Annotated in this window: 23 protein-coding genes; 8 read left to right on the forward strand and 15 right to left on the reverse strand. The window is 62.0% G+C overall.

From position 1 onward, the window contains the following. Nucleotides 1-6: 6 nt before the first annotated feature. The 5 genes from L6637_RS07955 to L6637_RS07975 form a co-directional block, all read right to left on the reverse strand. Nucleotides 7-225, reverse strand: coding sequence for a hypothetical protein (locus L6637_RS07955; RefSeq protein WP_237859235.1), 219 nt, complete (start codon nt 223-225; stop codon nt 7-9). 81 nt (nt 226-306) lie between these two features. Next, nucleotides 307-1785 carry a DUF1254 domain-containing protein gene (locus tag L6637_RS07960; protein WP_237869891.1) on the reverse strand — a complete coding sequence of 493 codons (1479 nt, stop codon included), beginning with the start codon at nt 1783-1785 and terminating at the stop codon, nt 307-309. 215 nt (nt 1786-2000) lie between these two features. Next, nucleotides 2001-2282: a hypothetical protein gene (locus tag L6637_RS07965; RefSeq protein ID WP_237869893.1), complete on the reverse strand. Its 282-nt coding sequence runs from the start codon at nt 2280-2282 to the stop codon at nt 2001-2003. A gap of 80 nt (nt 2283-2362) precedes the next feature. Continuing rightward, a complete protein-coding gene (locus L6637_RS07970) occupies nt 2363-5053 on the reverse strand; it encodes an arylsulfatase (RefSeq protein ID WP_237869895.1) in 2691 nt (896 codons plus the stop codon). 105 nt (nt 5054-5158) lie between these two features. Then, nucleotides 5159-5416, reverse strand: coding sequence for a hypothetical protein (locus L6637_RS07975; protein ID WP_237859238.1), 258 nt, complete (start codon nt 5414-5416; stop codon nt 5159-5161). 563 nt (nt 5417-5979) lie between these two features. Between L6637_RS07975 and L6637_RS07980 the strand changes: the two genes are divergently transcribed. The 3 genes from L6637_RS07980 (at nt 5980) to L6637_RS07990 (ending at nt 9312) form a co-directional block, all read left to right on the forward strand. Continuing rightward, on the forward strand, nt 5980-7029 hold the full coding sequence (locus L6637_RS07980) for a SphA family protein (RefSeq protein ID WP_237869897.1): 1050 nt from the start codon (nt 5980-5982) through the stop codon (nt 7027-7029). A gap of 415 nt (nt 7030-7444) precedes the next feature. Beyond that, entirely contained in the window at nt 7445-7816 is a 372-nt protein-coding gene (locus L6637_RS07985; RefSeq protein ID WP_237859239.1) for a hypothetical protein, read from the forward strand. A 218-nt stretch (nt 7817-8034) separates the two neighbouring features. Continuing rightward, complete coding sequence (locus L6637_RS07990) at nt 8035-9312, forward strand: MFS transporter (RefSeq protein WP_237869899.1); 1278 nt, start codon at nt 8035-8037, stop codon at nt 9310-9312. A gap of 60 nt (nt 9313-9372) precedes the next feature. On the opposite strand, the gene L6637_RS07995 is transcribed toward L6637_RS07990, so the two are convergent. Next, nucleotides 9373-10218 (reverse strand): alpha/beta fold hydrolase, encoded by an 846-nt coding sequence (locus L6637_RS07995; protein WP_237869901.1) that lies wholly within the window; start codon nt 10216-10218, stop codon nt 9373-9375. Between the two features lie 414 nt (nt 10219-10632). On the opposite strand from L6637_RS07995, the gene L6637_RS08000 reads away from it, so the two are divergent. Together L6637_RS08000 and L6637_RS08005 are read left to right on the forward strand one after the other, a co-directional pair. Beyond that, entirely contained in the window at nt 10633-11022 is a 390-nt protein-coding gene (locus L6637_RS08000) for a GntR family transcriptional regulator (RefSeq protein WP_237869903.1), read from the forward strand. Nucleotides 11023-11027: 5 nt separating this feature from the next. Next, a complete protein-coding gene (locus tag L6637_RS08005) occupies nt 11028-11921 on the forward strand; it encodes a slipin family protein (RefSeq protein WP_237869905.1) in 894 nt (297 codons plus the stop codon). Nucleotides 11922-12024: 103 nt separating this feature from the next. On the opposite strand, the gene L6637_RS08010 is transcribed toward L6637_RS08005, so the two are convergent. The 3 genes from L6637_RS08010 to L6637_RS08020 form a co-directional block, all read right to left on the reverse strand. Continuing rightward, a complete protein-coding gene (locus L6637_RS08010) occupies nt 12025-13329 on the reverse strand; it encodes a TAXI family TRAP transporter solute-binding subunit (protein ID WP_237869907.1) in 1305 nt (434 codons plus the stop codon). A 372-nt stretch (nt 13330-13701) separates the two neighbouring features. Further along, on the reverse strand, nt 13702-14832 hold the full coding sequence (locus tag L6637_RS08015; RefSeq protein ID WP_237869909.1) for an alpha/beta hydrolase family protein: 1131 nt from the start codon (nt 14830-14832) through the stop codon (nt 13702-13704). A gap of 25 nt (nt 14833-14857) precedes the next feature. Next, complete coding sequence (locus L6637_RS08020) at nt 14858-15691, reverse strand: alpha/beta hydrolase family protein (RefSeq protein ID WP_237869911.1); 834 nt, start codon at nt 15689-15691, stop codon at nt 14858-14860. A gap of 374 nt (nt 15692-16065) precedes the next feature. Here L6637_RS08020 and L6637_RS08025 point away from each other — a divergent pair, with 374 nt between their 5' ends. Further along, nucleotides 16066-16509 carry an SRPBCC family protein gene (locus L6637_RS08025; RefSeq protein ID WP_237869913.1) on the forward strand — a complete coding sequence of 148 codons (444 nt, stop codon included), beginning with the start codon at nt 16066-16068 and terminating at the stop codon, nt 16507-16509. An 80-nt stretch (nt 16510-16589) separates the two neighbouring features. Here the strand turns inward: L6637_RS08025 and L6637_RS08030 are convergent, their stop codons facing one another. The 6 genes from L6637_RS08030 to L6637_RS08055 form a co-directional block, all read right to left on the reverse strand. After that, complete coding sequence (locus L6637_RS08030) at nt 16590-16907, reverse strand: DUF3551 domain-containing protein (protein ID WP_338076841.1); 318 nt, start codon at nt 16905-16907, stop codon at nt 16590-16592. Nucleotides 16908-16913: 6 nt separating this feature from the next. Continuing rightward, nucleotides 16914-17273, reverse strand: coding sequence for a hypothetical protein (locus L6637_RS08035; RefSeq protein WP_237859253.1), 360 nt, complete (start codon nt 17271-17273; stop codon nt 16914-16916). 91 nt (nt 17274-17364) lie between these two features. After that, the gene (locus tag L6637_RS08040; protein ID WP_237869915.1) at nt 17365-18690 is read right to left on the reverse strand and encodes an Hsp70 family protein; all 1326 of its coding nucleotides are present in this window, start codon (nt 18688-18690) and stop codon (nt 17365-17367) included. A gap of 101 nt (nt 18691-18791) precedes the next feature. After that, entirely contained in the window at nt 18792-19277 is a 486-nt protein-coding gene (locus L6637_RS08045; RefSeq protein WP_237869917.1) for a flavin reductase family protein, read from the reverse strand. A 5-nt stretch (nt 19278-19282) separates the two neighbouring features. Further along, nucleotides 19283-20872: a 4-hydroxyphenylacetate 3-hydroxylase N-terminal domain-containing protein gene (locus L6637_RS08050; RefSeq protein ID WP_237859256.1), complete on the reverse strand. Its 1590-nt coding sequence runs from the start codon at nt 20870-20872 to the stop codon at nt 19283-19285. 116 nt (nt 20873-20988) lie between these two features. Next, nucleotides 20989-21798: an IclR family transcriptional regulator domain-containing protein gene (locus L6637_RS08055; RefSeq protein ID WP_237869919.1), complete on the reverse strand. Its 810-nt coding sequence runs from the start codon at nt 21796-21798 to the stop codon at nt 20989-20991. A 134-nt stretch (nt 21799-21932) separates the two neighbouring features. Between L6637_RS08055 and L6637_RS08060 the strand changes: the two genes are divergently transcribed. Continuing rightward, nucleotides 21933-23261, forward strand: coding sequence for an ABC transporter substrate-binding protein (locus tag L6637_RS08060; RefSeq protein WP_237869921.1), 1329 nt, complete (start codon nt 21933-21935; stop codon nt 23259-23261). Nucleotides 23262-23283: 22 nt separating this feature from the next. Further along, entirely contained in the window at nt 23284-24000 is a 717-nt protein-coding gene (locus L6637_RS08065; protein ID WP_237869923.1) for an ABC transporter ATP-binding protein, read from the forward strand. The last annotated feature ends 2 nt before the right edge of the window (nt 24001-24002 follow it).

A 24002-nucleotide genomic window follows, 5' to 3' on the forward strand; every position in this document is an offset into this window, starting at 1 on the left:
GCTCTGTCAGCGGCAGACGCGCACCCCGTTTACAATCGCGCATGCCGGGCGCACCACGGGTGCGACGACTGGCGCCGAGACGGCCGGACGGGGGGCGACAACCGCGCCATTGGGACCGGCACATCCCGCACGAACCACACCGCGTGCACAGACGACAGCATTGGCCTCGCTCGCAACACCGAGCGTGGCCAGGATCAGCAACAAGCCAGCGCATATCTTGGTCATGTTCCATAGCTCCATTTCCGTCGCGGTTCTAATTCCGAGCTGGCCAGGACAAGTCCTCGCCGGCCTTAGGCTCGACGTCGTTCAGCTGCTCCGGACGCGCCGAATAGGCGGGATCTTGAACGTGCCGTCCTTGAGGGCCGTCTTGGGCTGATAGACCCTGACACTGAGATTGAAGGGCAGGCTCGGCGGACACGGCAGCCAATTGGTTTCCTTGTCCGCGCCTGGCGATTGCGCCTGGATATGGATATCGAGCGAGCCGTCCGGATTGTATTTGATCGGCATCGCCGAAGTTATGCCGTAGCGGTTGATCGCGTTGCGAACATAGAAATTCTCGCGATAGGGCGAGATCGACCAAACCCCGCTTTCGGAAGGGAATATCTCGTCCTTCTCGAGATGGAGAATATATTTCGCCGCGCCGTCCAGCACGTTGCCGTCGCCATCGACAAATGCGGTTGGATAGACCGCATCATCCGACGTCAGCGCGCCCAATCCAAACCAGGCGATGAATGCCCGCGTGGTGTAGTCGGTACCGAAGCGACCGATATTCAGTGCGCCCTGCCAGCCGTTCACGGTCGGCGCAGTGTAGGGGCCTGTTTCCAGCTTGTACCAGACCTCGGCCGGCGCCCGGTTGATTCCACGCAGAACGGCCGGATCGATCTTGGACGGGTCGAAGTCCTTGCCGACCTCGATCCCGATACGCTTGAGTTTGTCGATGGTCTTGGTGTCGTCGCGGTAGGGCGCATTGTCCTTCAACGCTGCGGCGAGGTGCTTGAAGAACATCTCGCCGGTCATGAGCCGCACCTGATCATACGGCGTCGCCGTTGTATCGACACTGGTGTCGATCGGTACGTCCGAAGGCGGCGTGTAGGGCTTGCCCCAGGCGCTGAGCGGCGTCAGTTGCAATTGATCCTGCAGCTTGTTGATCGCAGCAAACTCCGCGGGGCTATGGCACGCGATCTGGACCAGCACCGAGGCGTAGCGGGTTGTCGAACGGAACGTCTGCTTGATGCCGTTGGGCGCGACACCATTCCATGTCGGGCCGGCGATGAGGAAGTCTCCGGCGCCGGTCCCCGTCGTCCGGCTGCCCACCGAGGCGAAATCGTCGGTCCACATGTTGAGTGCCTGCATGACGATGTAGCGCCCCTGGGTGTCGGGCTGCGAATAGACGAAAGGCTCTTTGTCCAGGTCGATGAACGAAAACGCCCAGAGAGAATTGACGCTGATGCGGACGCAATCCTTGAAATCCGGATCGACATAGGTCCGTATCCTGCCGAACTGGTTGATGGGCGCCTTGTACTGCTCGGACTTCGAGGTGGCCGTCATCACGGCTCGCGTTGCATCCATCATGACCAGCGGAAAGCCATAGACATAGCATTCCAATGCAAGAACATACGCCAGCTCTTCCTCGGCATCGCCCTTCAGCTCGCCGAGCCCGCGCAGCAGCGGGCCCGCCGCTTCGCTCGTTGCTGGCGACAATGCCGCGCCCAGCCCGGCACCGAGCGCGGTTGCGATCAGATTGCGGCGACGAAGGGAAATCGGTCCCTGTTCGGTAGAAAGCATAACTGACCTCCACATCTTTGCGACCGCGCGCGGGTCATGAAAACCGAAGCGGCGGAAGTTCTGAAAGCCTCCGTTGGTGCCGAGTAGCGGCGCAGGGGATCTGTTCCGCGACCTGAATGACAATCACTCACGCGCAGCGGCGGCCTGCCGCGCCTTCTCGAGCTTCCGGATATCGGCGACATCCGCTTTGCAGTTCCCGCCTGAGTGGTGCTTTCTCATGGGACGGGTTCGACCTTTGCTGCCATGTCGGGCGCACGGCTGATCCGGTAGGTCGCATTGCCGCACGTCAGGGTCCATACGGCGTGGTCGGGCCTGGAGCGCTTCTTGTCTCTCAGCGCGCCGAGCGCCTTGTCGCAGACAAAGCCCTGGGCGCGAATCTGCGCGGCGAGCATGGTTTGCAGCGTTTCGTTTGCAACCGTTGCCTGCTGCGCTTGAGCCGCAGCACTGTACAATACCACTACGGCGGTCAGCGGCGCCGAAGCCATCGGTTTGAACATGACGTTCGTTGCTCCGCTTTTGGGACGCGATCGGGTGCGGGGAGTTGATGAACTCCCCGCGCCGTCTTACAGCCGCGGCCTCACTTCATGCAGTTTCGGACGAACTGGATCCTCTCGATCATCCCCACACCCAGCGCGTCTGCCTGTTTGCGACAGCCCTCGCGCTTATCGAGGCGCAGCTCGACCTTTTGCAGCACGCTGAGGCCGATATCGCCCGAGACTTGCGGCGCAGCGCCCTCGGCAGCGGCTTTGCCGGCATCGGCGGAAGGCCCATCCCCCGCGGCCCTTGCTGCGGCTTCAAGACGCTTGATGTCTTCCGGACTCAATTTCGGCCGGTCGATATTCAGCGAGATCTTGTTGAGCGTGCCGGTGAAGGTGAACGGCGTGCTGTAGTCGTTGTCGTCGACCGGGGTGCCGGTGTCGGCCCCGATGTCCAGCGCCTCATCCCACTGCAGGATGAAAGGAAGCGTGTGCTCCATCGTCTCGGTTGCGACCGCATTGCCGTCGACTTTGAGGACGCCAGTGCCACCGCGGCCGATACCGCTATAGTCGCCAAAGGCCATCGTTGCCGCACCGAGACCGTCATACTTGAAATCGAACTCGATGACATGCTTGCCCGGCGTCAGCTCCGGTCCCTCCCAGCGCACGCGCTTGAGGTCGACCAAGTTCCACGTAAACACCGGTTTGTTCTTGAGAATATAGAAACCGTATCCGCCGAAACGTCCGCCCTGGGTAATCAGCATGCCTTCGGCGCCGCCCGGCGGTATCTCGACATCGATCTTGAAATTATAGGAGGCGTTGAGGATGCTCGGCGCGTCACCGTTCGGCGTGCCCGTGAGCGGCCGCGTCCAGGTGAAAGAGGTGCGGCCAGCACTTAGGCTCGGCCGCGGTATGACCAGCCGGCCAGCCACCGAGGAATCCAGCGGCAGGACCTGATATTTCTGCGCCTCTTTCCAGAACAAATCCTGCATCTCCTTCAGCTTGGCAGGATTCTTGGCCGCGATATCTTCATACTGCGTCCAGTCGTTCTTGAGATCGTAGAGCTCCCAGGGATATTCGGCCGGGTCCGGCAGCTTGATTCCAGCCGTCACCCACGGCGGCCGCAATACCTTGGTGCTGGCGATCCAGCCGTCGTCGTAGATCGCGCGATCGGCGAACATCTCGAAATACTGGGTCTTGTGCGTCGAGGGTGCGTTCGCGTTGGCCTTGTCGAATGTGTACATCATGCTGACACCCTCGATCGGGCTCTGCTTGATGCCGTCCACTATGTCGGGCTGCTTGATGTGCGCGGCTTCGAGAATGGTCGGCACGACGTCGATGACATGGTGGAACTGGCTGCGAATGCCGCCCTTGTCCGTGATGACCTTCGGCCAGGAGATTGCCATGCCTTGGCGGGTGCCGCCGAAATGCGACACGATCTGCTTGGTCCAGGAGAACGGCGTGTCGAACGCCCAGGCCCAGCCGATCGACATGTGGTTGTAGGTGCGGTCGGTGCCCCAGGCGTCATAAAAATACTTCAGCTGCTCCTCGACCCCGGGATTGGCTCCGTTGAACATCGCGACTTCGTTCGGCGTGCCGTTCGGCTGGCCTTCGGCGCTCGTTCCGTTGTCGCCGTTGATGTAGATGATCAGCGTGTTGTCGAGCTTGCCGAGGTCGTCGATCGCCTGGATCACGCGGCCGATCTCGTTGTCGGCGTAGGCGACATAAGCAGCGAAGATTTCGACCTGCCGGATGAAGAGCTTCCTTTCGTCGGCGTTGAGCTGGTCCCACTCCTTGATCAGGTCTTTCGGCCAGGGCGTCAGCTTGGCGTCCTGCGGAATGACACCGAGCTTCTTCTGGTTGGCGAAGATCGTCTCGCGCAGCTTGTTCCAGCCGGCATCGAACAGCTTCATTTCGCTGATCTTCTGGACCCATTCCTTGGTCGGATGATGCGGCGCGTGGGTGGCGCCCGGCGCGAACTTGATCAAAAAGGGCTGGTCCGGCGAGAGCGCGTTGATGCGGTTGACGTAGTCGATCGCCTCGTCGGCCATCGCCGTCATCAAATTCCAGCCGGGCTTGCCGACGTAAGGATAGATCGGCGTGGTATTGCGGACGAGATTGCCTGGCTCCCACTGATTGGTGTCGCCGCCCATGAAGCCGTAGAAATATTCAAAGCCCATGCCGGTCGGCCACTGATCGAACGGTCCGGCCTGGCTTGCCTGGTATTCCGGAGTATTGTGGTTCTTGCCGAACCACGCGGTGTGGTAGCCGTTTTCCTTCAGGATGCGTCCAATCGTGGCCTTGTCTTTGGTGATGACGCTGTCATAGCCCGGATAGCCGGTCGCCTGTTCGGCAACGACGCCGTAGCCAGCCGAATGATGATTGCGGCCGGTGATCAGTGCCGCACGGGTTGGCGAACACAGCGCTGTCGAATGGAAGTTGGTATAACGCAGGCCGTCCTTCGCGATCCGATCGAGCGCCGGGGTCGGGATCACTCCGCCGAACGTCGACGGCACGCCGTAGCCGGAATCGTCGGTGATGATCAGAAGAACGTTCGGCGCGCCTTTGGGCGGAACGACACGCGCAGGCCAAAATGGTGTCGACTTCGTCGCATCGCGTTCGATCTTGCCACCGAATTTTTGCGGCGGTGGTGGAAGCTGATCGCCGGGAATGGTGATGGTTGCTGCCGGCGAGCCCGGCGGCGGCGTGGTCGGTTGCGCTTGCTGAGCAAACGCAGGGGCGGATAGCGCCGATGTCAAAAACAGTATGGAAGCAATCACACGAAAATTCATTGCAGCCCTCCCGTGAGGCGCGCGCAATCACGCAGATGTTCATCACTCTCAAGGACGATGCAAGGATCGACGTTGACGCAGATCAACCTATGCAACGAAAGGTACCTAAGGGCAGATTGGATCGCCTGGCTGCGCGATCCGGCGGCGCACGCTCATCTTATCTAGGGATCTGCCGGCGTCACTCCGATCAAGCATCTGCAAAAAGTCATCCAATATTGAAGAGCGGAACATGCGCTCACACTCGTCATCGTGCTGCACGGACAAGTCGAACAGCGGACCTTGAGCGAAATCAACGGGAAGAAATGTCTGGAGCTCACACTTCAAATAACGAGCTTCCGGGTCTTCACCTTGGATCGACAGCATGCTCGCTCACAAGCTCAATCATCCGGTCGCCGGCGCCGTGCTCGCGATCACCTTGGTCGCAGCAATTTCACTGGTTCCTTGGCCGAAGCTTCCTGCGAAGCCTAGGCTTGGGATAAAGAGCGATCGTCTGGAGCAGAGCGATCGCCGTGAGTTGGGGAATGGCTGTACGCAGACTGCGTGGCCCTATGGATGTGGTTGGCAGCTGCCGCGGGAAAGACGAGAGACCAAAGGACATTCACCCAAACGGCGGCAAGGACTGTCTTGGTTTCTCTGATGATCAAGCTCGAGGTGTTCCTGCCCACCGGCCGGCGTGAAGTTCAGTAAAGGAATAATCGGTATCTAGCGGCTCTCAAAATCACAGCGACAGGATTTTCCCGTAGGATGGTACCCGCACAAGCGATAGCACAGCGTGGTATTGTGCCCCTTTTGCTACATCTGGTTGCCAAATATTCCCGCCATCATGACGGCTATCGCCCGGCGCGGCGCGCCCTGTCATATTGTCAGCATCATATTGGGCGCGCACGCGAGCGAGGCTCGTGGTTCGGCGGGGGATTGCCATGCGAATGACGAGAGCATTTGCCGCCATTGCATTTGCGGCCGTTGCAGCAGCACCAACGATCGTCGCGGCCGATGAGAGCGGCATCAGCTTCTGGATTCCGGGCACATTTGGCAGCCTCGCTGCCACGCCTCAGCAGCCAGGCTGGACGGCAGCCGCGATCTACTATCACACCTCGGTGTCCGCCGGCGGCGACGTGGCGCGCGCCCGCGAAATTCAGATCGGCCGCATTCCCGTGAATTTGACGGCGACCTTGAGCGCAAACGTCAATGCGAACGTGGATCTCGGGTTGTTGAACGCGACCTACGTTTTTGCAACACCGGTGCTGGGCGGTCAGGCGTCTGCCAGTCTCATAGGAATCTATGGCGCAAACACCACCTCGCTTAACGGAACGGTGACAGGAACGCTGACGCTGCCGGGCGGCGGCACGATTCCCTTCTCGCGCGCCGATTCCATCAGTGATTCCGTGATGGCCTTCGGCGATCTGATACCGCAGTTCGCGTTGCGCTGGAATGCCGGTGTCAACAACTACATGACCTATGTCATGGGCGACATCCCGGTCGGGGCTTACCAGTCGACCCGCCTCGCTAATATCGGGCTCGGGCATGGAGCGATCGATACGGGTGGCGGTTATACCTATTTCAATCCGCAGACCGGGCATGAACTGTCCGGCGTGCTCGGCTTCACCTACAATTTCAAGAACACCGACACGCAGTATCAGAGCGGCGTCGACATGCATTTCGACTGGGGCGCCTCACAATTCCTGACCAAGCAAGTCCAGGTCGGTCTCGTAGGTTACGTCTACAAGCAACTCGGTTGCGACAGCGGCTCCGGCGATCGCGTCGGTTGCTTCCGCTCGCAGGTCGCGGCCGCGGGCCCGCAGGTTGGCTTCATCTTCCCGGTGGGCGACATGCAGGGCTATCTGAACCTGAAGGCTTACAAGGAGTTCGCCGCGGAAAACCGGCCCGAGGGCTGGAATGCCTGGGTGACCTTTGTCATCTCGCCTGCAGCACCGCCCCCGGCGGTGACGCCGACAAAGCACGTCATCACGAAGTGAGAGGCGCGGCATCGCCAGGCGTTGTTTGGGTTGATCTGCATCAACGTCGATCCCGAAATACCGTGGCTCCCTGCGCAGGACCCATATTGGTTGCAGCGTCCGGGCGGCGCGGGCACTGTCAAGCGATCCGCCCCTTATTCTCGATCGTTGAGTACAGCCATGACAAGCGTTCGCTTTCTTGCCGTGCTTGCGACTTTTCAAATTGGGCTCGCTCCGCCAGTCCATGCGACGGACAATCACGATCGCCTAACTGGTGCAAAGGCTCAGGTCTTGCGTTCACCGTCCCCTGCCTCTCCAGCCAGGCGCGGCTTCGTGTTGCGACAGGATCTGTTTGATCGTGCCAATCCAAACAATCTCAGGTCCGATTGGCCCTCACCGCCCGCGCAACCGGGGCAATTCTAGCAAGGAGACACAGATGAACAGCGCCCTGCTTTCACTTGCACTGCTTGCGGGTTCAATGGCCATACCGGCTTCTGATCGCGTTCCCGAACTGAAGGTCGAAGCGCTTTGCAAGGCGACGTCGGAAACGGACAAGTCGATGGGACTGGCGTTGGCTCAAAGCTTTACCGATTGCATGCGTGATGAAACGACAGCGCAGCAGCAACTCGGCACCGTGTGGTCGTCAGCCAAGCCCGCTGTCCGCGACGCCTGCGAAGGTGAGGCCACAGCAGGCGGAACTCAAAGCTATGTCGATTTGCTCACCTGCATCCAGATGACCGAGACCGCAACTGCGCTGGCATCGACGCCGCCGCTCAGAGGGGCCAGCAAGAACCGAAACAAGCAATAGTGGGCGGGCAGACCGCTCGTTGACCGGGCCGGAGCCACGCCAGTCGCTTGGCATGTCCGGCCCGAAGAAAGCAAGTTCGAAAAGCCGCCGGTTTCGGCGGCTTTTTTGTTGGCCCCGGGGCTGGTCTCCTCTACCCTTGGTTTCACCTTGAGCGGGACCAGCCCAGGCCTGGCCTTCGGCGTTTCCAGAGAATTCATCTTTACCGAAGGGATTTGGCCTTGCTTGCTGAGTTCATTGCGCGACAGGCCACGGCCCGGAACATTCACTATGGCTGGGTGATGGCCGCGCTGGGATTTCTCTATGGGCTGTTTGCGAGCTCGGCCCTCGGTGTGCCCAGTGTCCTGATGCGAGACATCGCGGCTGACCTCCACGTCAGCATGAGCGAGCTGTCTGCGTCGCAAGGACTTCGTTTTGCACTATTCGGATTGGTGGCACCGTTCGCCGGCGGCATGATGCTCCGATATGGCCCCAGGGTGATGCTGGCGATCGCCGGCACGATGACTCTGACGGGATTGCTGCTCACGATCTTCATGACGAACCGGTTCGAAATGTGGCTGGGACTCGGGCTCATTCTCGGCATCGCGCCGGGGCTCACCGCCCTGCAACTCGCCACGATCATTTCGGTGCGCTGGTTCACGACCCATCGTGGATTGGTCGTCGGTCTCCTGAACGGATCGGTCGCAACCGGCACCTTGATCTTCGTGCCGATGGGCGCATGGATCACCGAGCATTGGGGCTGGCGCCTCGCGCTTGTTCCGTCCGGACTTGGTCTTCTTCTCGCACTCATCCTTTTTCTGTTGCTCGGAAAGGACCGTCCCCAGGAATTGGGACTGGCGTCACTCGGCGAGACGGCAATGGCGCCAATCCCCGCGGTGCCGCGACGGAATTTTGTGGCGCTCAGCTTTCACGGCCTGCGCCTGGCGTCGACCCGCCTGGTGTTCTGGGTGTTGGCTCTGACGTTCCTGATCTGTGGCGTGTCCAGCTACGGGCTGACATCGACCCACTTCGTGCCCTTCTGCGGCGATCTCGGCTTGCCGGCCGTGACATCGGCAGGCCTGCTCGCCATGATCGGCGTGTTCGATCTGATCGGCACGGTCGGATCGGGATGGCTGTCCGATCGCTTCGACAACAGATGGCTGCTCGCAATCTATTACGGTTTTCGTGGGCTCTCCTTGATCTGGCTCGTAGAATCCAACGCGACGATCGTGACGATGAGCGCGTTTGCGATGCTCTACGGGCTGGACTTCATCGCGACGGTTCCGCCGACGGTCAGATTGACGGTTGGGACGTTTGGACGGGAGATGGGGCCGGTGGTGTTCGGTTGGATCTTTGCCGCTCACCAGCTCGGCGTCGGCCTGATGGCATTTGCCGCTGGCGTCAGCAGAGATGCACTCGGGACTTATGTGCCGGCTTTCCTTTTCGCCGGGATCCTCTGCCTGTTGGCCGCTGCGGCCTTTACGCTGGTGAAGCGTCCAGGGGTGCCGGCTCCGGCTTAACGGGGTCTCGACTTCTTTTTCGTCGCCCAATAGCGGCCTGATGTCCCCTGTTGGCCGCTTCTAGTGGCTGGCGATGAAGGAAAGCACGGCCTCGTCGTAGGCTTGAGGGGCTTCTCCCGGCACCGTGTGGGATGAGCCGGAAATCTCCACCCGAGTTCGCCGAGGCAGGCATCGTACCAATTCGTCGACGATGCGATGGAAGAATTCCGGACTGTGATCGCCGTTGGTCACGAGCGTGGGTGCCGAGATGCGCTTCGCCATGTCGCAGGTAAACATCGGGCGCGGGCGGGTCGCTATTGCATCCGCAACGGCCGACAACGCGTTGTCCGCCATCATCTTGCGCTCGCTCTCGGACCGCCGATCGTAGGTGCCTGGCCCGCCGACGGCTTCTGCAAAGAACCGCAGCCCTGCATCGAGATCGTCCTTTTCGAAGGCTTGCCGCGCGGGAGCAAACCTCGCGCCCCATTGCTTCAGAACATCATTCCCGCCGGGAGCTCCGGCGAGCAACGCCGCGGCAGGAGGCTCGTTGATGACGAGCGTTCGCACCGCCTCGGGGTGGTTGGCGGCGAAGAACAGCGCAGCATGCGCGCCGGAGGAGTGGGCGACAATGTGCGCGCTCGCAATGCCAAGCGCGGCCAGCAAGGCGGCCAGGTCCTCGCCATGCACGTCTGCGGCGCCATCGGGCAGACCGTCCTTGCTCGTCGCATTCGGAAAATGGTTCTGCCGACTATAGGCGATGACCCGATGGCTTTTGGCGAACACCGGAAGATGCGAATTCCAGAAGCGGTAATCCTGAAGCCCACCGTGCACCAGAACAACGGGATCGCCCTGCCCGGCCTCGACGTAGGCGAATTGCTTTCCGTTGACGCTGACCTGCTTGATATCGGCGCCGATGGCCGGCGCCAAATTCAACAGGCACAGAACGAGGCCAGCCATCAGGATCTTGGCTTTGAAGTTCATGGCACCCTCCCGCGGATCGACAAAGTGGCTCGAGACAACGTAGTCGACCTCGCCGCGTGCGATGGCGATGTCCTGAAGCTCCCGGTCATCCAGAGCGCACAGATCCCTGCGCAGCTTCCCGCGCCTGCGCCACTCCTGAAACTCGTCACGATATCTTCCGAAGAGGCTGATGAGATGCCGCCTCATTCGGGTCGTCGCGGAAAAGGCGGTCGTGCTGAAGGTCGTGGTCATTGCAGCGCCTCCTTGACGAAGTGGTTCGTCGTTTCGGAATTCGGCACGGCAGCAGCGCGAAATGTCCGGGCTTCGCGCGGACGAAATAGGCATTGACGGCATAGTAACTGATATATAGTGTACTAGTCAATGCATACACTACTAGAATCGCTTCGTCTCGATAATTCGGGTGTTCCGATCTACATCCAGCTTCGGGACCAGATCCTGCGCAATCTCGGCGCGGGCGTGCTGGCTCGCGGCGACCAGATGCCGACGATGCGCGAAGTCGCAGTTGCCCTGAAGATCGACCTCAATACGGTCCGGCATGCCTACGACGAGCTGGAACGAATTGGCGCCATCACCCTGGTTCGGGGCCGGGGTAGCTTTGTCGCGGAGCCCCCGCCCGCAACCAGCGTACGTGAACAAGCCAAGCAGATTGACGGTCTGGCGAAACAGACGCTCGCTACGGCCGCCGCCGCGGGCATCGATCCCGTTGCCCTGGCCGATCGGATAAAGGCCCTCGCAAGACAGAAGGAATAGTCGTCATGCACAACTATTTTAAGGCAAGCGGCGGAAGTCGATTCTCTCTACTCCTTGCAGCAGTGGCTCTCGCAGCTGCGGCGCTCGTCGCCTCGCTCGCCTACGACGGAGGTTCTCGCAGCCTCTATGCCGTCGCGGCTGGCCTCGTGATCGTCGCATTCCTGATTCCACAGGCCGTCCTGGTTGCAGGCCAGTGGGAGCGCGCGGTCGTGCTTCGCCTCGGCAAGCTGTCGGCAATTCGCGGCCCCGGCCTGTTCGTGATCGTACCGTTCATCGACGAGGTGGCCTCATGGCTCGATCAGCGCATTCAGACCACGGAAATCAATGCCGAGAAGGCGCTGAGCAAGGACACCGTGCCGGTGAATATCGACGCGATCGTATTCTGGCAGATCCATGATCCCGAGCGTGCCGCGCTCGAGATTGCGAACTACCGTCAGGCCATCACCCAGGTCGCACAAACCTCATTGCGCGAAATGGTGGGATCGTCGCTGCTGTCGACGCTGCTGGCCGAGCGCAAGCAGGGCGATCAGTTGCTGCGCGATGATATCGGGCGCAAGACCGCTGATTGGGGCGTAGCCGTGATCTCGGTCGAGATCAAGGACATCGGCGTGCCGCCTGGATTGCAGGACGCGATGAGCCGACAGGCGCAGGCCGAGCGAGAGAGACTGGCGCGCGTGCTGCTCGGCCAGGCCGAACAGGAGATAGCCCAGAAATTCGTGGAGGCCGCCGACATCTACGCGCGTAGTCCGGCAGCACTTCAGCTGCGCGCCATGAACATCATCTATGAGACGACCAAGGAGCGTGGCGCCACGATCCTCATTCCCACGGCGATGATCGATGCCATGAATCCCGGCACGACAATGGGCATCGTTGCTGCCGCGCAGCCGGCGCCAGGTTGAGCCGGGTGGCAAGAGGCCGTACCGCAACTCGGGTTGACTGCTGCGGGGACGTGACGAAAAGCCGTCGACGGCGCGCCCACGAACAGGTTCTGATCCACCCAGGCTATGATACCCTGATAACCTCCGGCTGCACGGCGGACGATGAGTGGCCCCGCGCGATGATGGCGCGACGAACCAGGCGGATGTGCTCACGGAGCGTATAGGCCTCGCTCGCGAAGCCGGCCGGCGTGCGTATTCTGGCAACGGCCTCTTCGATGCGGGCGAGGTCAGCCTCCCACTTGTCTCTCGGCAAATCGCCTGTGCGCGCGGCGACATCCCGCTCGAGCAGAGCCAGCTCGCCGTACCACCGGTAGATGCGCGAGCGGACATGCCAGCGGACCAATTGAGGCAAATAGTGGAAAAGCGGCAACAGGATTGCCGCCAGAGGCAACAATATGATGATTGCACGCTCGCCCCACGCCGCGATCCAGAACGGCAGATATTGGTAGAGGATCGTGCGGCCGAAGCGTCGATGCTGATCGGCATCGGTCGAAACAGGCAGATCCACCTGGGCGGTGCTTGGAAATTCGCCTGCCTCCTCGAAAAGACCTTGCCGACCGTGGATCTCCCTTGCGGCGTCGACCAATAAATGTGTGATGGCCGGATGGAGATCCTCGCGCGTTGCAAGCATCACCTTGGTCCCGATCAGGTCAATATCCTTTTCCGGAAGGTGGTCCGCCAGGTCGATCACACCCGATGGCAATTTGAGCGTGCTGATGAAGTTGAGCCGTCGTCGATAGGCCTCGGCTCTCGCGAAGCTCAGCACGCTCAGGGTCGGATCGCGCAGCGCGTTCCAGACGGCAGGATTGTCCGCACCGTCGACAAAGACGACGGCGTCCAGCTCGCCCGCGCGCAGCGCAATCAGCGCCGGCAGATTGCTCAAGGGCTCCATCGTGACATTGTCGGGCGTCAGACCGTTGAGCGCGAAAACGGACTCACTGAACGAACGTGCCCCGCTGCCGGGAACACCGACGGCGACCTTGCGATTGCGCAATTCATCGACGTAGTTCAGCGGCTCTGATTTGCGGTAGAAAATCCACAACGGCACATAATAGAGACTCGCAATCATGACCACGCCCCTGGCGTCGGACGCCTGCGACAGGCCGCCTTGAGTGAAGCCTATGTCCACGCCGGACTTCGGATCTCGCAACACTGCCAGATTGTCTTCTGCACCGTTGGTGATCCGCTCTTCAACCGTGACGCCGGAACGTGCCAGAATTTCGATGTAGCGTTTGGCATATTGGTGCAGAAGGCCGTCTTCCAGACCGGACGCCAGGACGATGTGGCGCGACGGAGCGGTCTGCCAAACATGCACCACCGCCCAGATCGTCGCAGCGATCGATGCCAGGACGACGATCGCGAGGCTCAAGCGGCCACGTGGCGAGAGATGAGCGAGGTATTCGGTCCTCACAACGGACGCTTCAGTGACGGGCGAAAGAGCGGCAGGCGCGCATGACGTCGGACATGCATCGCTCCTGCGACATAGGCAGCGGCACACCGCGCATGTTCATGAGCCTGCGGAAAGTCAGGAGTAATTTCATTGCACGCCGCCTTCCGTTCATGAAGAAGCCCTCCCTTTTGGGGAGCTCGCACCATCAAGCGCTTGACATAGGTCAAAGCCTCGCGACGACCTCGACGGCGAACGGCGGATCCGTCAGCACCAGCCGAGGAACGGATTTTGCCAAGCGGCGAATGTTGTCCGGCCGAACGGACCACCACATGCCATTCATTTCGTTCCGATCTACCCCGGGGCCACAACCTGCCCGACCGCATAGAGCGAGCATTCCTTCCAGGCAGCCACGCATTGCCGCAACGCCTCGTTCTTCGCATCATCGACGGTTCGCTGCGCAGCGGTAACCGACGTACAATGACCATCGCGATTCCAGGCATAGGCCTTGGCGTCGGTCCATGCCTTCACATAGGCATCGAAATAGCCGGCGCACGCCGCGTTGAGCGGTGTCGGCGGCGGAATTGCTGCGGGCGACGGCAGATCGACCAGCACTGATGTCGGCAGATGCAACTGCTTGAGGAAACTCTCCACCGCGGGCCACCAAAGATCAGCAGGGCCCATCGGCACCATGGCGTGCCCGTCGACACCGAACGGCGGCAAGATCTGAAACTGCGCTGGCGCACCTGACGCGACGTAAGCATCGAACATGCGACGGCCGAGCGCCGGCGGCGCACTGCGATCGTTTTCCGCATAAAGCCAGAGCGCCGGAATTCGCGCAGTGCGGCCAAAGATGCCGGCGTCCGCGACGAGATGATCCGGACTGCATGTGCGACCCGGGATGGAACCGTGAGCCGCCTCGAAATTGAGAACACCGATGACGCCCGCTGGATTGTCCGCCGCCGTCGCGGTCACGGCAAAGCCCCCGGTGGAATGCCCCATCAGCACGATCTGATCAGGCTCGACCCAGGCCTCGCCGCGGAGCGCGGCAAGAGCGCCGGTGACGTCCTCGGCCGCGATCCGCGCGACGGCGAGATAGTCGCGATCGTCGCAGGATCCGGACAGTGTCTCCGCAAACGGTCCGCTTGAATGTCCAAACCCCCGGCGCATGATCGATGCAACGGCATAACCACGTTGGGCAAACGCCACGGCCGGATTAAGGAGACTGGTCGGCGTTTCCCGCGCCAGCGCTGCGCGAAAGGCATCGCCAGTGCCGGGAATTGTCCCGTGAACCAGCAGCACCAGCGGAAACCGCCCCGGTCGATCCGGCCGTAGGATCATGGTCTCGAGCCTGACTTGACTGCCATCAGCAAGCGTGATCGGCACCATCAGATCCTGCCGAACGAGGCCCGGTAGCACGGGATCGGCCGCGGCCGGAGACAGCAGAAGTGCAAGCAAGCCGATCACGCAGCCAAGTTGCCTCATCCCCGCCTCCTCGCGAACGTGAAGCTCACTGATCTCCGCCGGCGAGCTGCTCATGAAAGAACTTCACCACCGCCGCATTGAACTCGCGGTGAAAACCTGCCCGGTCGAACTCCGCCGGCGTATCGGTGCAGATGCGCGGGACGGCCGCGGCCTGCTCCGGCGTGCACGGGGCGAGGTAGGCGAAGTGGCCGGCCGGAACGACGTGCATCTCGGGCTTGCCCTCCAGCCAACCCGCGACGCGCGCCACGGGCGTGCCGTCGCCCACGCCGGGACCGCCGAACTGCGACCGCCAGAACTGGAAAGGGATTTTGACCGCGGCAAGATTCTTGCGGGTCAGAACCGCCGGTGCAGGATCGACGATCACCGCCGTGCGGATTCGAGCGTCCTGCGACGGGTCAGGCAGCGTTTCTCCGTTGTGGAGCTGGGCACATGTTCCTGATGTCTCCTTGCAGTGCTCGGCGAGCCAGGCGAAATCCGGCTTGAGGCCCATCAGCGCCAGACCGGTATAGCCACCAAGCGAGAAGCCGAAGAAGCCCACTTTGGCCGGATCGATCACCGCCCTGTCCTTCCAGTCCTTCAGCATGAAATCGAGCAGGCGAACCATGTCCGCCGGGCGCGATCCCCACACCGGCAGCGTATCGCGCCGCGACGAATCGTTGGTGGTGTCACCGGGATGATTGATGGCGGCGACGATGAAGCCGGCCTCGGCCAGCGCCTCCTCCGTGTCATGGTTTGCACCGAACCACCCGCCCCGGCCGTGCGAGAAGATCACCAGCGGCAGCTTGGCGCCCGTCACCGGACAATCCTTCGCGCCCTTCAGGTCGAACTCGGCGCCCACTGAAAGCTTGCCCAGCGCCACATGCGTCGGCTCGGTCGCGCAAGGATACCAGATCGCGCCTGACAGCGCCGGATCGGAATCGAGAAGCTGAATGCCTGCGGCCCTGGCCGGCACGCCAAGACCCGGTACGCCAAGACCCGGTACGCCAAGACACAGCAGCGCGATGGCGGAAGCCCAAATCGTCCTGTGCAAAGGAAGTCCCCCCGATTTCGCGCAGGAGTTGAGCGGGCAACGATAGCGGAATTGTGGCTTCCATCGACCAGACGTAGAGACGCGCCGCAGAGGCTCGCCAGAAAATCCGGGACGGCATGTCGGGTCTTCGACGCCTCGTTCGTCCTCGGGCCATGATCGGCCCCTAGACCTCGACGGCCCGTCAGTTCATGAGGATAACAACCATGCCCAACACTGTCCGCCTGCACCGCGTTCTCGCCACCAGCCCCGAGAAGGTCTATCGGGCCTTCGTTGAGGCTGATGCGTTGGCGAAATGGCTTCCGCCCAACGGCTTCACCTGCACCGTCCACCATCTGGAAGCCAAGGTCGGCGGCACGTTCAAGATGTCGTTCCGGAATTTCACGACGGGCAACGGCCATTCGTTCGGCGGCGAATACCTCGAGCTCGTCGCTGGCGAACGTCTTCGCTACACCGACAGGTTCGACGATCCGAACCTGCCGGGCCTGATCGAGGTGACCGTGATCCTGAAGAAAGTCCTTGTCGGCACCGAGGTCGACATCACACAGGCCGGACTTCCCGACGCGATCCCGCCGGAGGCCTGCTATCTCGGCTGGCAGGAATCGCTGCGCAACCTTGCGCGCCTCGTCGAGCCCGAGATCAAGCCGTAACTCCCTGCTCCGGCCTCGCGATGGGCGGCTCGACGCATCAGTGGAGCGAGCCGCCTCTTCGCACCTTTTGGGATCACGCTCTAGCTGGGACCGCCTTGTCGTCGCCTGGAGTTGCGGCCAGACGGTCCCTGCCAATATGGATTCTCCTGGCACATGGCCGAGAGTCCCGAAGCCGTCACTCGACATTCATCGATCGAATGATAGCTGCAGTCGAAGGTGATGAGGCCCCGCTCGTGCCATCTCTGCAGGCACACCGGAAAGCGCGGATCGTAACGTTGAGCCGTGGCCGGGACAGCGCCGAAGAGCGTTGTCGCACCCACCAGGATCATCCAGCGCAGCAGACGCATCTCTTGGCCTATCCTGAATTTCAAATCGACCGGCCAGTGCGAACGACGCATCTTCGCCTATTCGATCGTTGCGTTCACCGTGATGACCGACCGCCCTGAGCCATACGGACCTTTTCCTGATCCGTAGATGGAAAACGTATCGCTGCCCTTGTAGCCGCGCGGAGCCGTATAGGTAAAGGTCGTGATGTTGACCTGCCTCAGCGTTCCCTGCGCGGGCTTTTGCGCGATGCCTGAAGCCGTCATCATGCCGGGAATTCTGATCGGAAACTTGCAGGTTTCACCGGATCTGACGGCAAAGAAAGCGACCATGTCCACGCCAAAAGCGGATGGATCTCCCGTGACCCGACAATCGGCCGCGCGCGCCGGATCGGCGACTACACCGAACGCAATCACGATCAGGACGAAGAACCGATGCATGGCTGACCTTCCGTAGCGACAGGGAAAGTCAAAGTCGGATCCGATCGATCACCATTGATCTGCGTCAACGGTTCGCAACGCCGACAAAAGGTTATGCGCGCGCCTTCAGCCCGCCATCGGCGGTCCAGCGATCCGGCTCGGGACTGTGCCCGATCAGCGCGAGGCCGTAGGCGATCGACTCGAACTGGTCGCCCGACATCAGCCGCTCATTGCCGAACCTGTCGGCGAACAGTTTTCGCACCGCCGGCACGAACGAGGTGCCGCCGGTCAAGAACACCTTCTCCACCTCGCGCGCGGTGATGCGGGCTTCGCCCAGCACCTTGTCGACGGTGGCGCCGAGCCGCGCGATGTCGTCGGCGATCCAGGAATCGAACTTCTTGCGCGTGATGGCCGAACCGATGTCGACGCCGCCGCCCTTGAAGCGGAAATCCACTTCGTCCTTGGCCGACAGCGCGACCTTGGCGTCGGAGACTGCGCGATACAGCGAAAAGCCGAGGTCGAGGTCGACGATGGTGATGAAATCCTCGAGCTGATCCGGCTTGAGCGCGGTGCGCGCAAGCTCGCGCAACTCGCGCAGGTCGCCATTGCTCTTCATCATTGCGAGCTGATGCCAGCGCGCGAGGTTGGTGTAGTGGCTGTTCGGGATTGGCAGCACCTTGTCGAACGAGCGGAAGCTCGAGCCCTTGCCGAGCCGCGGCGAGACGACGTGATCGACGATGCGGTAGTCGAACGTGTCGCCTGCAATGCCGATGCCGGCGTGGCCGAGCGGCTCGGCGCGCAGATGGCCTCCGGCGCGGGAAAAGCGCATCACCGAGAAATCGCTGGTGCCGCCGCCGAAATCCGCAACCAGCACGGTGGCATCGCGCTCGAGCCTTCGGGCGAAGGAGAATGCCGCACCTACGGGCTCGTAGACATAGCGGGCATGACCGGCACCGAGACGCTCAAAGGCGGCGCGGTAACGCTGCATGGCGAGATCATCGTCGGGATTGCCGCCGGCAAAACGCACGGGACGGCCGACGGTGATGTTCGCCGCCTCGAAGCCGAATTTGTCGCCGCCATGGCGCGCCAGCGTGCGCAGGAACGCCGCCAGGATATCCTCGAACTTGAAGCGCTGCCGGAACACTTGCGTGGTGTTGAAGCTCGAGCTGGCCGCGAAGGTCTTGAAGGACTGCAGGAAGCGATAGACGTGGCGCCCTTCGAGAAACTGCTCGATCGCCCACGGCCCGCCCTCGGCCTGGGCGCCGGCGCCCGGCCGGTCCTCCCAGAAGCACAGCGCCGAGACGTAGGTGCTGTGGCGCTGTCCGCCGTGCTCGAAGCGGATGGCCTCGACCCGGCGATCGTCGGCCGCGAGGGCGACGACGGTATTGCTGGTTCCAAAATCGATGCCGATCGAGACGGCGGGCGAGGCGCTCGACATGAACCACGCTGACAGTTGGGTGAAAGGGGGCGCACCACTAACGGCTTTGCATAGCGCTGGCAAGGCCTTGATCCGCCGCGCCGGCCCCCTTCCTCATCGCCTCAAGCGCGTTGAAAGCTCCCGTACGCCCCCTTGTGGAACACGAGCGGATTGCACATGGACTCCTCGCCCGAGATCACCTCGCCCAGAATGATGTCGTGATCGCCAGCCTTGTGAACGGTGGCAACGCGACAGCACAGCCGGGCCGCTGCACCCTGCAAGAGCGGCAGGCCGTCGGCGCTGAACGCCGGGGCCAAATCATCGAAGCGGCTCTTCAACTGCCCGGTAAAGCGATGGGACAGTTCGGATTGATGCTGACCCAGAATATTCACCGAGAACAGGCCGCGCCGCCGGATGGCGGCTCCCGTCGCACTCCCCTCATTCGTGCAGAACAGCAGCATGCAGGGGGCGAGCGAGACCGATGTCAGCGAATTGATCGTCGCGCCGAACAGTTCGCCGTTCCATTCGGTCGCGATGATTGCGACGCCGGTCGGAAATGTTCCCATCATCGACCGGAAGCGCTTGGAATCGACGGCGCCGCTCAGCATCGATCTCACTTTCGCAGCATGTGATAGCTGAGCTCGCCGGGATCGGTGAGGTCAGGCACCTTCCAGCCGTCGAGGTCGTATTCGGCCATGCAGTCCTCGGCAAACCCCTTGAACCGATCGGCATTGCCGGAGGCTTGGGCGCCGAACAGGCAATAGCGGCGTATCTCCTCGGTCGAACCGCCATAGTTGATTTCGTAGAGCTCGTGGCGACCGCCGAACTCGCTGCCGATGCAGTCCCACAACAGTTTGAGCAGCTTGACCCGCTCCTCGGCCTTGTAGCCGTTGGAGCCGCGCAAGTATCGATCGAGATAGGGGCGGATCTCGGGATTCTTGAAGTCGCTGGAATGGCTGTTGAGATAGATCAGGCCGGAGGCGACCGTCTGTTCGATCAGGTACTTCACCTTGGTGTAGGCCATGGTGGCGATGATCTGGTAGGCGTTGCCGGGATCCATGTTCGGCAGCACGTAGTCGCCGATCCATGGCTTGGGATCGCGCACCATCGCGTCCGACAGGCTCCAGAACAGGTTTCGCCAGGCGATCACTTCGCCGACATTGGCCTGCACGCCGCGATAGTCCTTGGTGCCGGCGGCCTCAGTTGCCTTGAGCAGCAGCCCGCTGATGAAGTCGAGCTTGACCGCGAGGCGCGTGCAGCCATGCACGACGAAGCGAGGAAGGAAGCCGGTGCGCGGGAAGAAATTGTTCGCCTTCTCGATGTCGCCGTAAACGAAGACGTTCTCCCAGGGCACCAGTACCTTGTCCATGATGAACACGGCATCGTTCTCGTCGAGCCGGCTCGAGATCGGATAGTCGAACGGACTTCCCATCACGCTCGCGCTCATCTCATAGGACGTGCGGCAGATGAACTTCACGCCGGGCGCGTTGGTCGGCACCATGAACACGGCTGCGAACTTCTTGTCCTGCAGCGGGATCAGGCCGTGATGCGCGACAAAGGTGTAGTTCGTCAGCACGGATCCCGTTGCCACCACCTTGGCACCCGACACGATCAGCCCGGCGTCAGTCTCTTTCTCGATATGACAGCAGACGTCGGCGACCTCGTTCGGCGGACGGTCGCGATCGACAGGCGGATGGATGATCGCGTGATTGATGAAGGGCACGCGCTCCTGGCTGAATTTGTACCAGCGCTTGGCGTTCTCTTGATACGGATCGTAGAAATCGGCGTTCGCGCCCAGCGTCGCGAGGAATGCGGCCTTGTAGTCGGGCGCGCGGCCCATCCAGCCATAGGTGATCTTGGCCCATTCCGCGATCGCATCGCGCCCGGCGATCAGATCCTGCATCGACTTCGGCGCCTTGAAGAAGGCGTGCGTCATGCTGCCATTGCCGGTGTCGGTCGGCAGCAGCAGCTTGTCCTTGTGCTTGTCGTCGTGCAGCGCGTCGTAGAGGCGGGCCACCATGCGCGCAGTGTTGCGAAAGGCGGGGTGCGTGGTGACGTCTTTCACCCGCTCCCCGTAAATGTAGACCTCGCGATCGTCGCGCAGCGAGTCCAGGTATTCCGCGCCGTTTTGCGGACGCGTGACTTTGACGTTGCCGGTGTGCTCCGGCGGAACGGCCCCGACGCCCTGCGCCTTGCCTGCCATCGTGCAATCTCCCCTCAATTTGTTCGATTATCGAACTCATGTCCGTATTTCGAACTTGATGCGACGATACGGCCGCTCCTGCTGAATGGCAAGGGTCGGAAGCCGGGGTGTGCGCCTCAGATGGTCATCGACGAGATCTGCTCGCTGATGCGGTTGAGCTCGGGCAGGAAATGCTCGCGCATTTCGTTGCGGGTCGTTCGCGTCGAATGCGTCGAGAGATTGATGGCGCCGACGATCTGGCCGCTGCGATCGAGCACCGGCACGGCAAGCGCGCGAAGACCGCGCTCGAGCTCCTCGTCGACGATCGAGAATCGTTGGGCGCGGTCGGCGCGGATACGGTCGAACAGGGCTTGCAGGTCGGTGATGGTCTGCGGCGTGTAGGCCTCGATCCGCCGCGACTTGAGCCGCCGCCAGATCTCCTCCTCGTCGAGATAGCCGAACAGGACGCGCCCCAATGCGGTGTGTAGCGCGGGCAGCCGGCTTCCGACCGACAATGCGGCGGACATGATGCGGCGCGCCGGCACGCGCGCGACATAGACAATGTCCGCGTCCTGGAGGATGGCCGCCGAGCAGGATTCGCCGAGCCGCTCGCTGAGCTCGCGCATCAGAGGCAGGGCGCGGTCGATCCAGCTCTGCGTCGACAGATAGGCAAAGCCGAGGTCCAGGATCTGCGGCGACAACGCAAAGGTGCGGCCGTCCTGTACGACGTAACCGAGCAGGGTCAGCGTGCGCAGGACCCTGCGTGCGGTGGCACGCGACAGATCTGCGACGCTGGCGGCCTCCGACAAAGTCATGGTCGGGCGCTGGCGACCGAAGGCTCCGAGCACGGCCAGCCCCTTGGCCAGCGTGGTCATGAACTCCTTATCGTCGGGCTCGCTTTTGCGATGCCCGGGATCCGCCTTGTGGCGTTCTGATGCCTGCGTCATGCGGCGGCCTGTTGACTCCGTTTGGGCGCTAGAAGACACTGGTCGAATTACGAACGTATGTTCGAATATCGAACGCCGGCCGGTGTGTCAAATCACGCTGAGAATCCGGCGCATCCATAGGGGAGGACGCGCAGATGACTCGCAGCAGGATCAGCTTGGCTGATCGTCATTCCATCAATCGCCGCACGCTCCTGAAATATTCGGCCGCGACCGGGGCCGCGCTCTCGGTCGGATTGAAGTCGCCGGCGATCGCCCAGACGCGCGCGATCAAGCTCGGCTACGTCTCACCGCTGACCGGTCCCCTCGCCGCCTTTGCCGAGGCCGACAATTTCATCCTCGCCAATTTCAAGGAGGCGACCAAGGCGGGCATCAAGGTCGGCAACGCCACGGTCCCGGTCGAGGTGATCGTCAAGGACAGCCAGTCCAATCCGAACCGCGCCGCAGAGGTCGCCAAGGATCTGATCGTTCAGGACAAGATCGATCTCATGCTGGTGGCATCCACACCGGAGACCACCAATCCGGTCTCGACCCAATGCGAGATCGAAGAGGTGCCGTGCATCTCGACGGTCGCGCCCTGGCAACCCTGGTTCATCGGTCGCCAGGAGAATCCCGGTGGCGGGCCGCCGGCGTGGAAGGGCTTCAACTACACCTATCACTTCTTCTGGGGTCTCGAGGACGTCATCGCCGTCTTCACCAACATGTGGAGCCAGGTCGCGACCAATAAATCCGTCGGCGGACTGTTTCCCAACGATGGCGACGGCAACGCCTGGGGCGACAAGGTGGTTGGATTCCCGCCGGCGCTCGACAAAGGCGGCTACAAGCTCACCGATCCAGGCCGCTACCAGAATCTCACCGACAATTTCTCCGCGCAGATCGGCGCGTTCAAGTCGGCCAATTGCGAGATCATCACCGGTGTCGTGCTGCCGCCGGACTTCACCACGTTCTGGAAGCAATCGTTGCAGCAGGGCTTCAAGCCCAAGGTTGCATCGATCGGCAAGGCGATCCTGTTTCCGGTCGCCGTCGAGGCACTGGGCAAGGACGGTCACAATTTGTCCTCCGAAGTCTGGTGGACACCGAACCATCCCTTCAAGTCGTCGCTGACCGGCATGAGCGCGAAGGATCTCGCGGGCGCCTATGAAAGCGCCACCAAGAAGCAATGGACGCAGCCGATCGGCTTCGTCCATGCATTGTTCGAAGTCGCCGTCGACGTCCTGAAGCGCGCTCCTGATCGCGACGGAAAAGCGATCGCCGCAACGATCGCCGCTACCAATCTCGACACCGTCGTCGGCAAGCTGCAATGGGGCTCTTCGAGCCTGCCGCCCTTTGCCGCCAAGAACGTCGCCAAGACGCCGCTCGTCGGCGGTCAGTGGCGGTTCAAGGACGGCAAGTACGACATCGTCATCACCGACAACAGGACGGCGCCGGCAATTCCCGCTGGCGGCAAGATGGAGCCGATTGCCTGATCGCGCGGCGCGCTGAAGACCCATGCTGCTGGAAATCGCCGGCCTCAGAAAGAGCTTCGGGGCGATCGTCGTGGCCGACGATCTGGACCTGACCATCGCGCATTCCGAGGCCGTCGGCATCATCGGGCCCAACGGCGCCGGCAAGACCACGCTGTTCAACCTGATCGCCGGCGGCTTGTCGCCGAGCGCCGGCCGCATGCGCTTCGACGGACGCGACCTTGCGGGCCTGCCGCCGCAGGGACGCTGCCGCGCCGGTATTGGTCGCACACACCAGATTCCGCAGCCGTTCGAGAATCTCACCGTGTTCGAAAATCTCCTGGTCGGCGCCGTTCACGGCCGGCGCAAGAGCGAGCGCGAGGCCGCACAGGCCTGCGGCGAGATTCTCGCCCAGCTTGGCCTGCTCAAGCGTGCGAACGTGCTCGCGGGCTCCCTGACACTGCTCGAGCGCAAGCGGCTGGAAATGGCTCGCGCGCTCGCCAGCGCCCCAAGGCTGCTGCTGCTCGATGAGATCGCCGGCGGACTGACCGAGGGCGAATGCGCCGAGCTCGTCGCGACGATCGGCGAGATCCGGAAATCCGGTGTCGCGATCCTGTGGATCGAGCACGTTGTGCATGCCTTGTTTGCCGTCATCGATCGCCTCGTCGTGCTCAACTTTGGACGCAAGATCGCGGAAGGCCCGCCAAAGGAGGTCATGCAGCGACCCGACGTGCACCAGATCTATATCGGCATCGAGGCGTGACG

The sequence above is a fragment of the Bradyrhizobium zhengyangense genome (genome assembly GCF_022012435.1).
GTDB classification, from domain to species: domain Bacteria; phylum Pseudomonadota; class Alphaproteobacteria; order Rhizobiales; family Xanthobacteraceae; genus Bradyrhizobium; species Bradyrhizobium zhengyangense.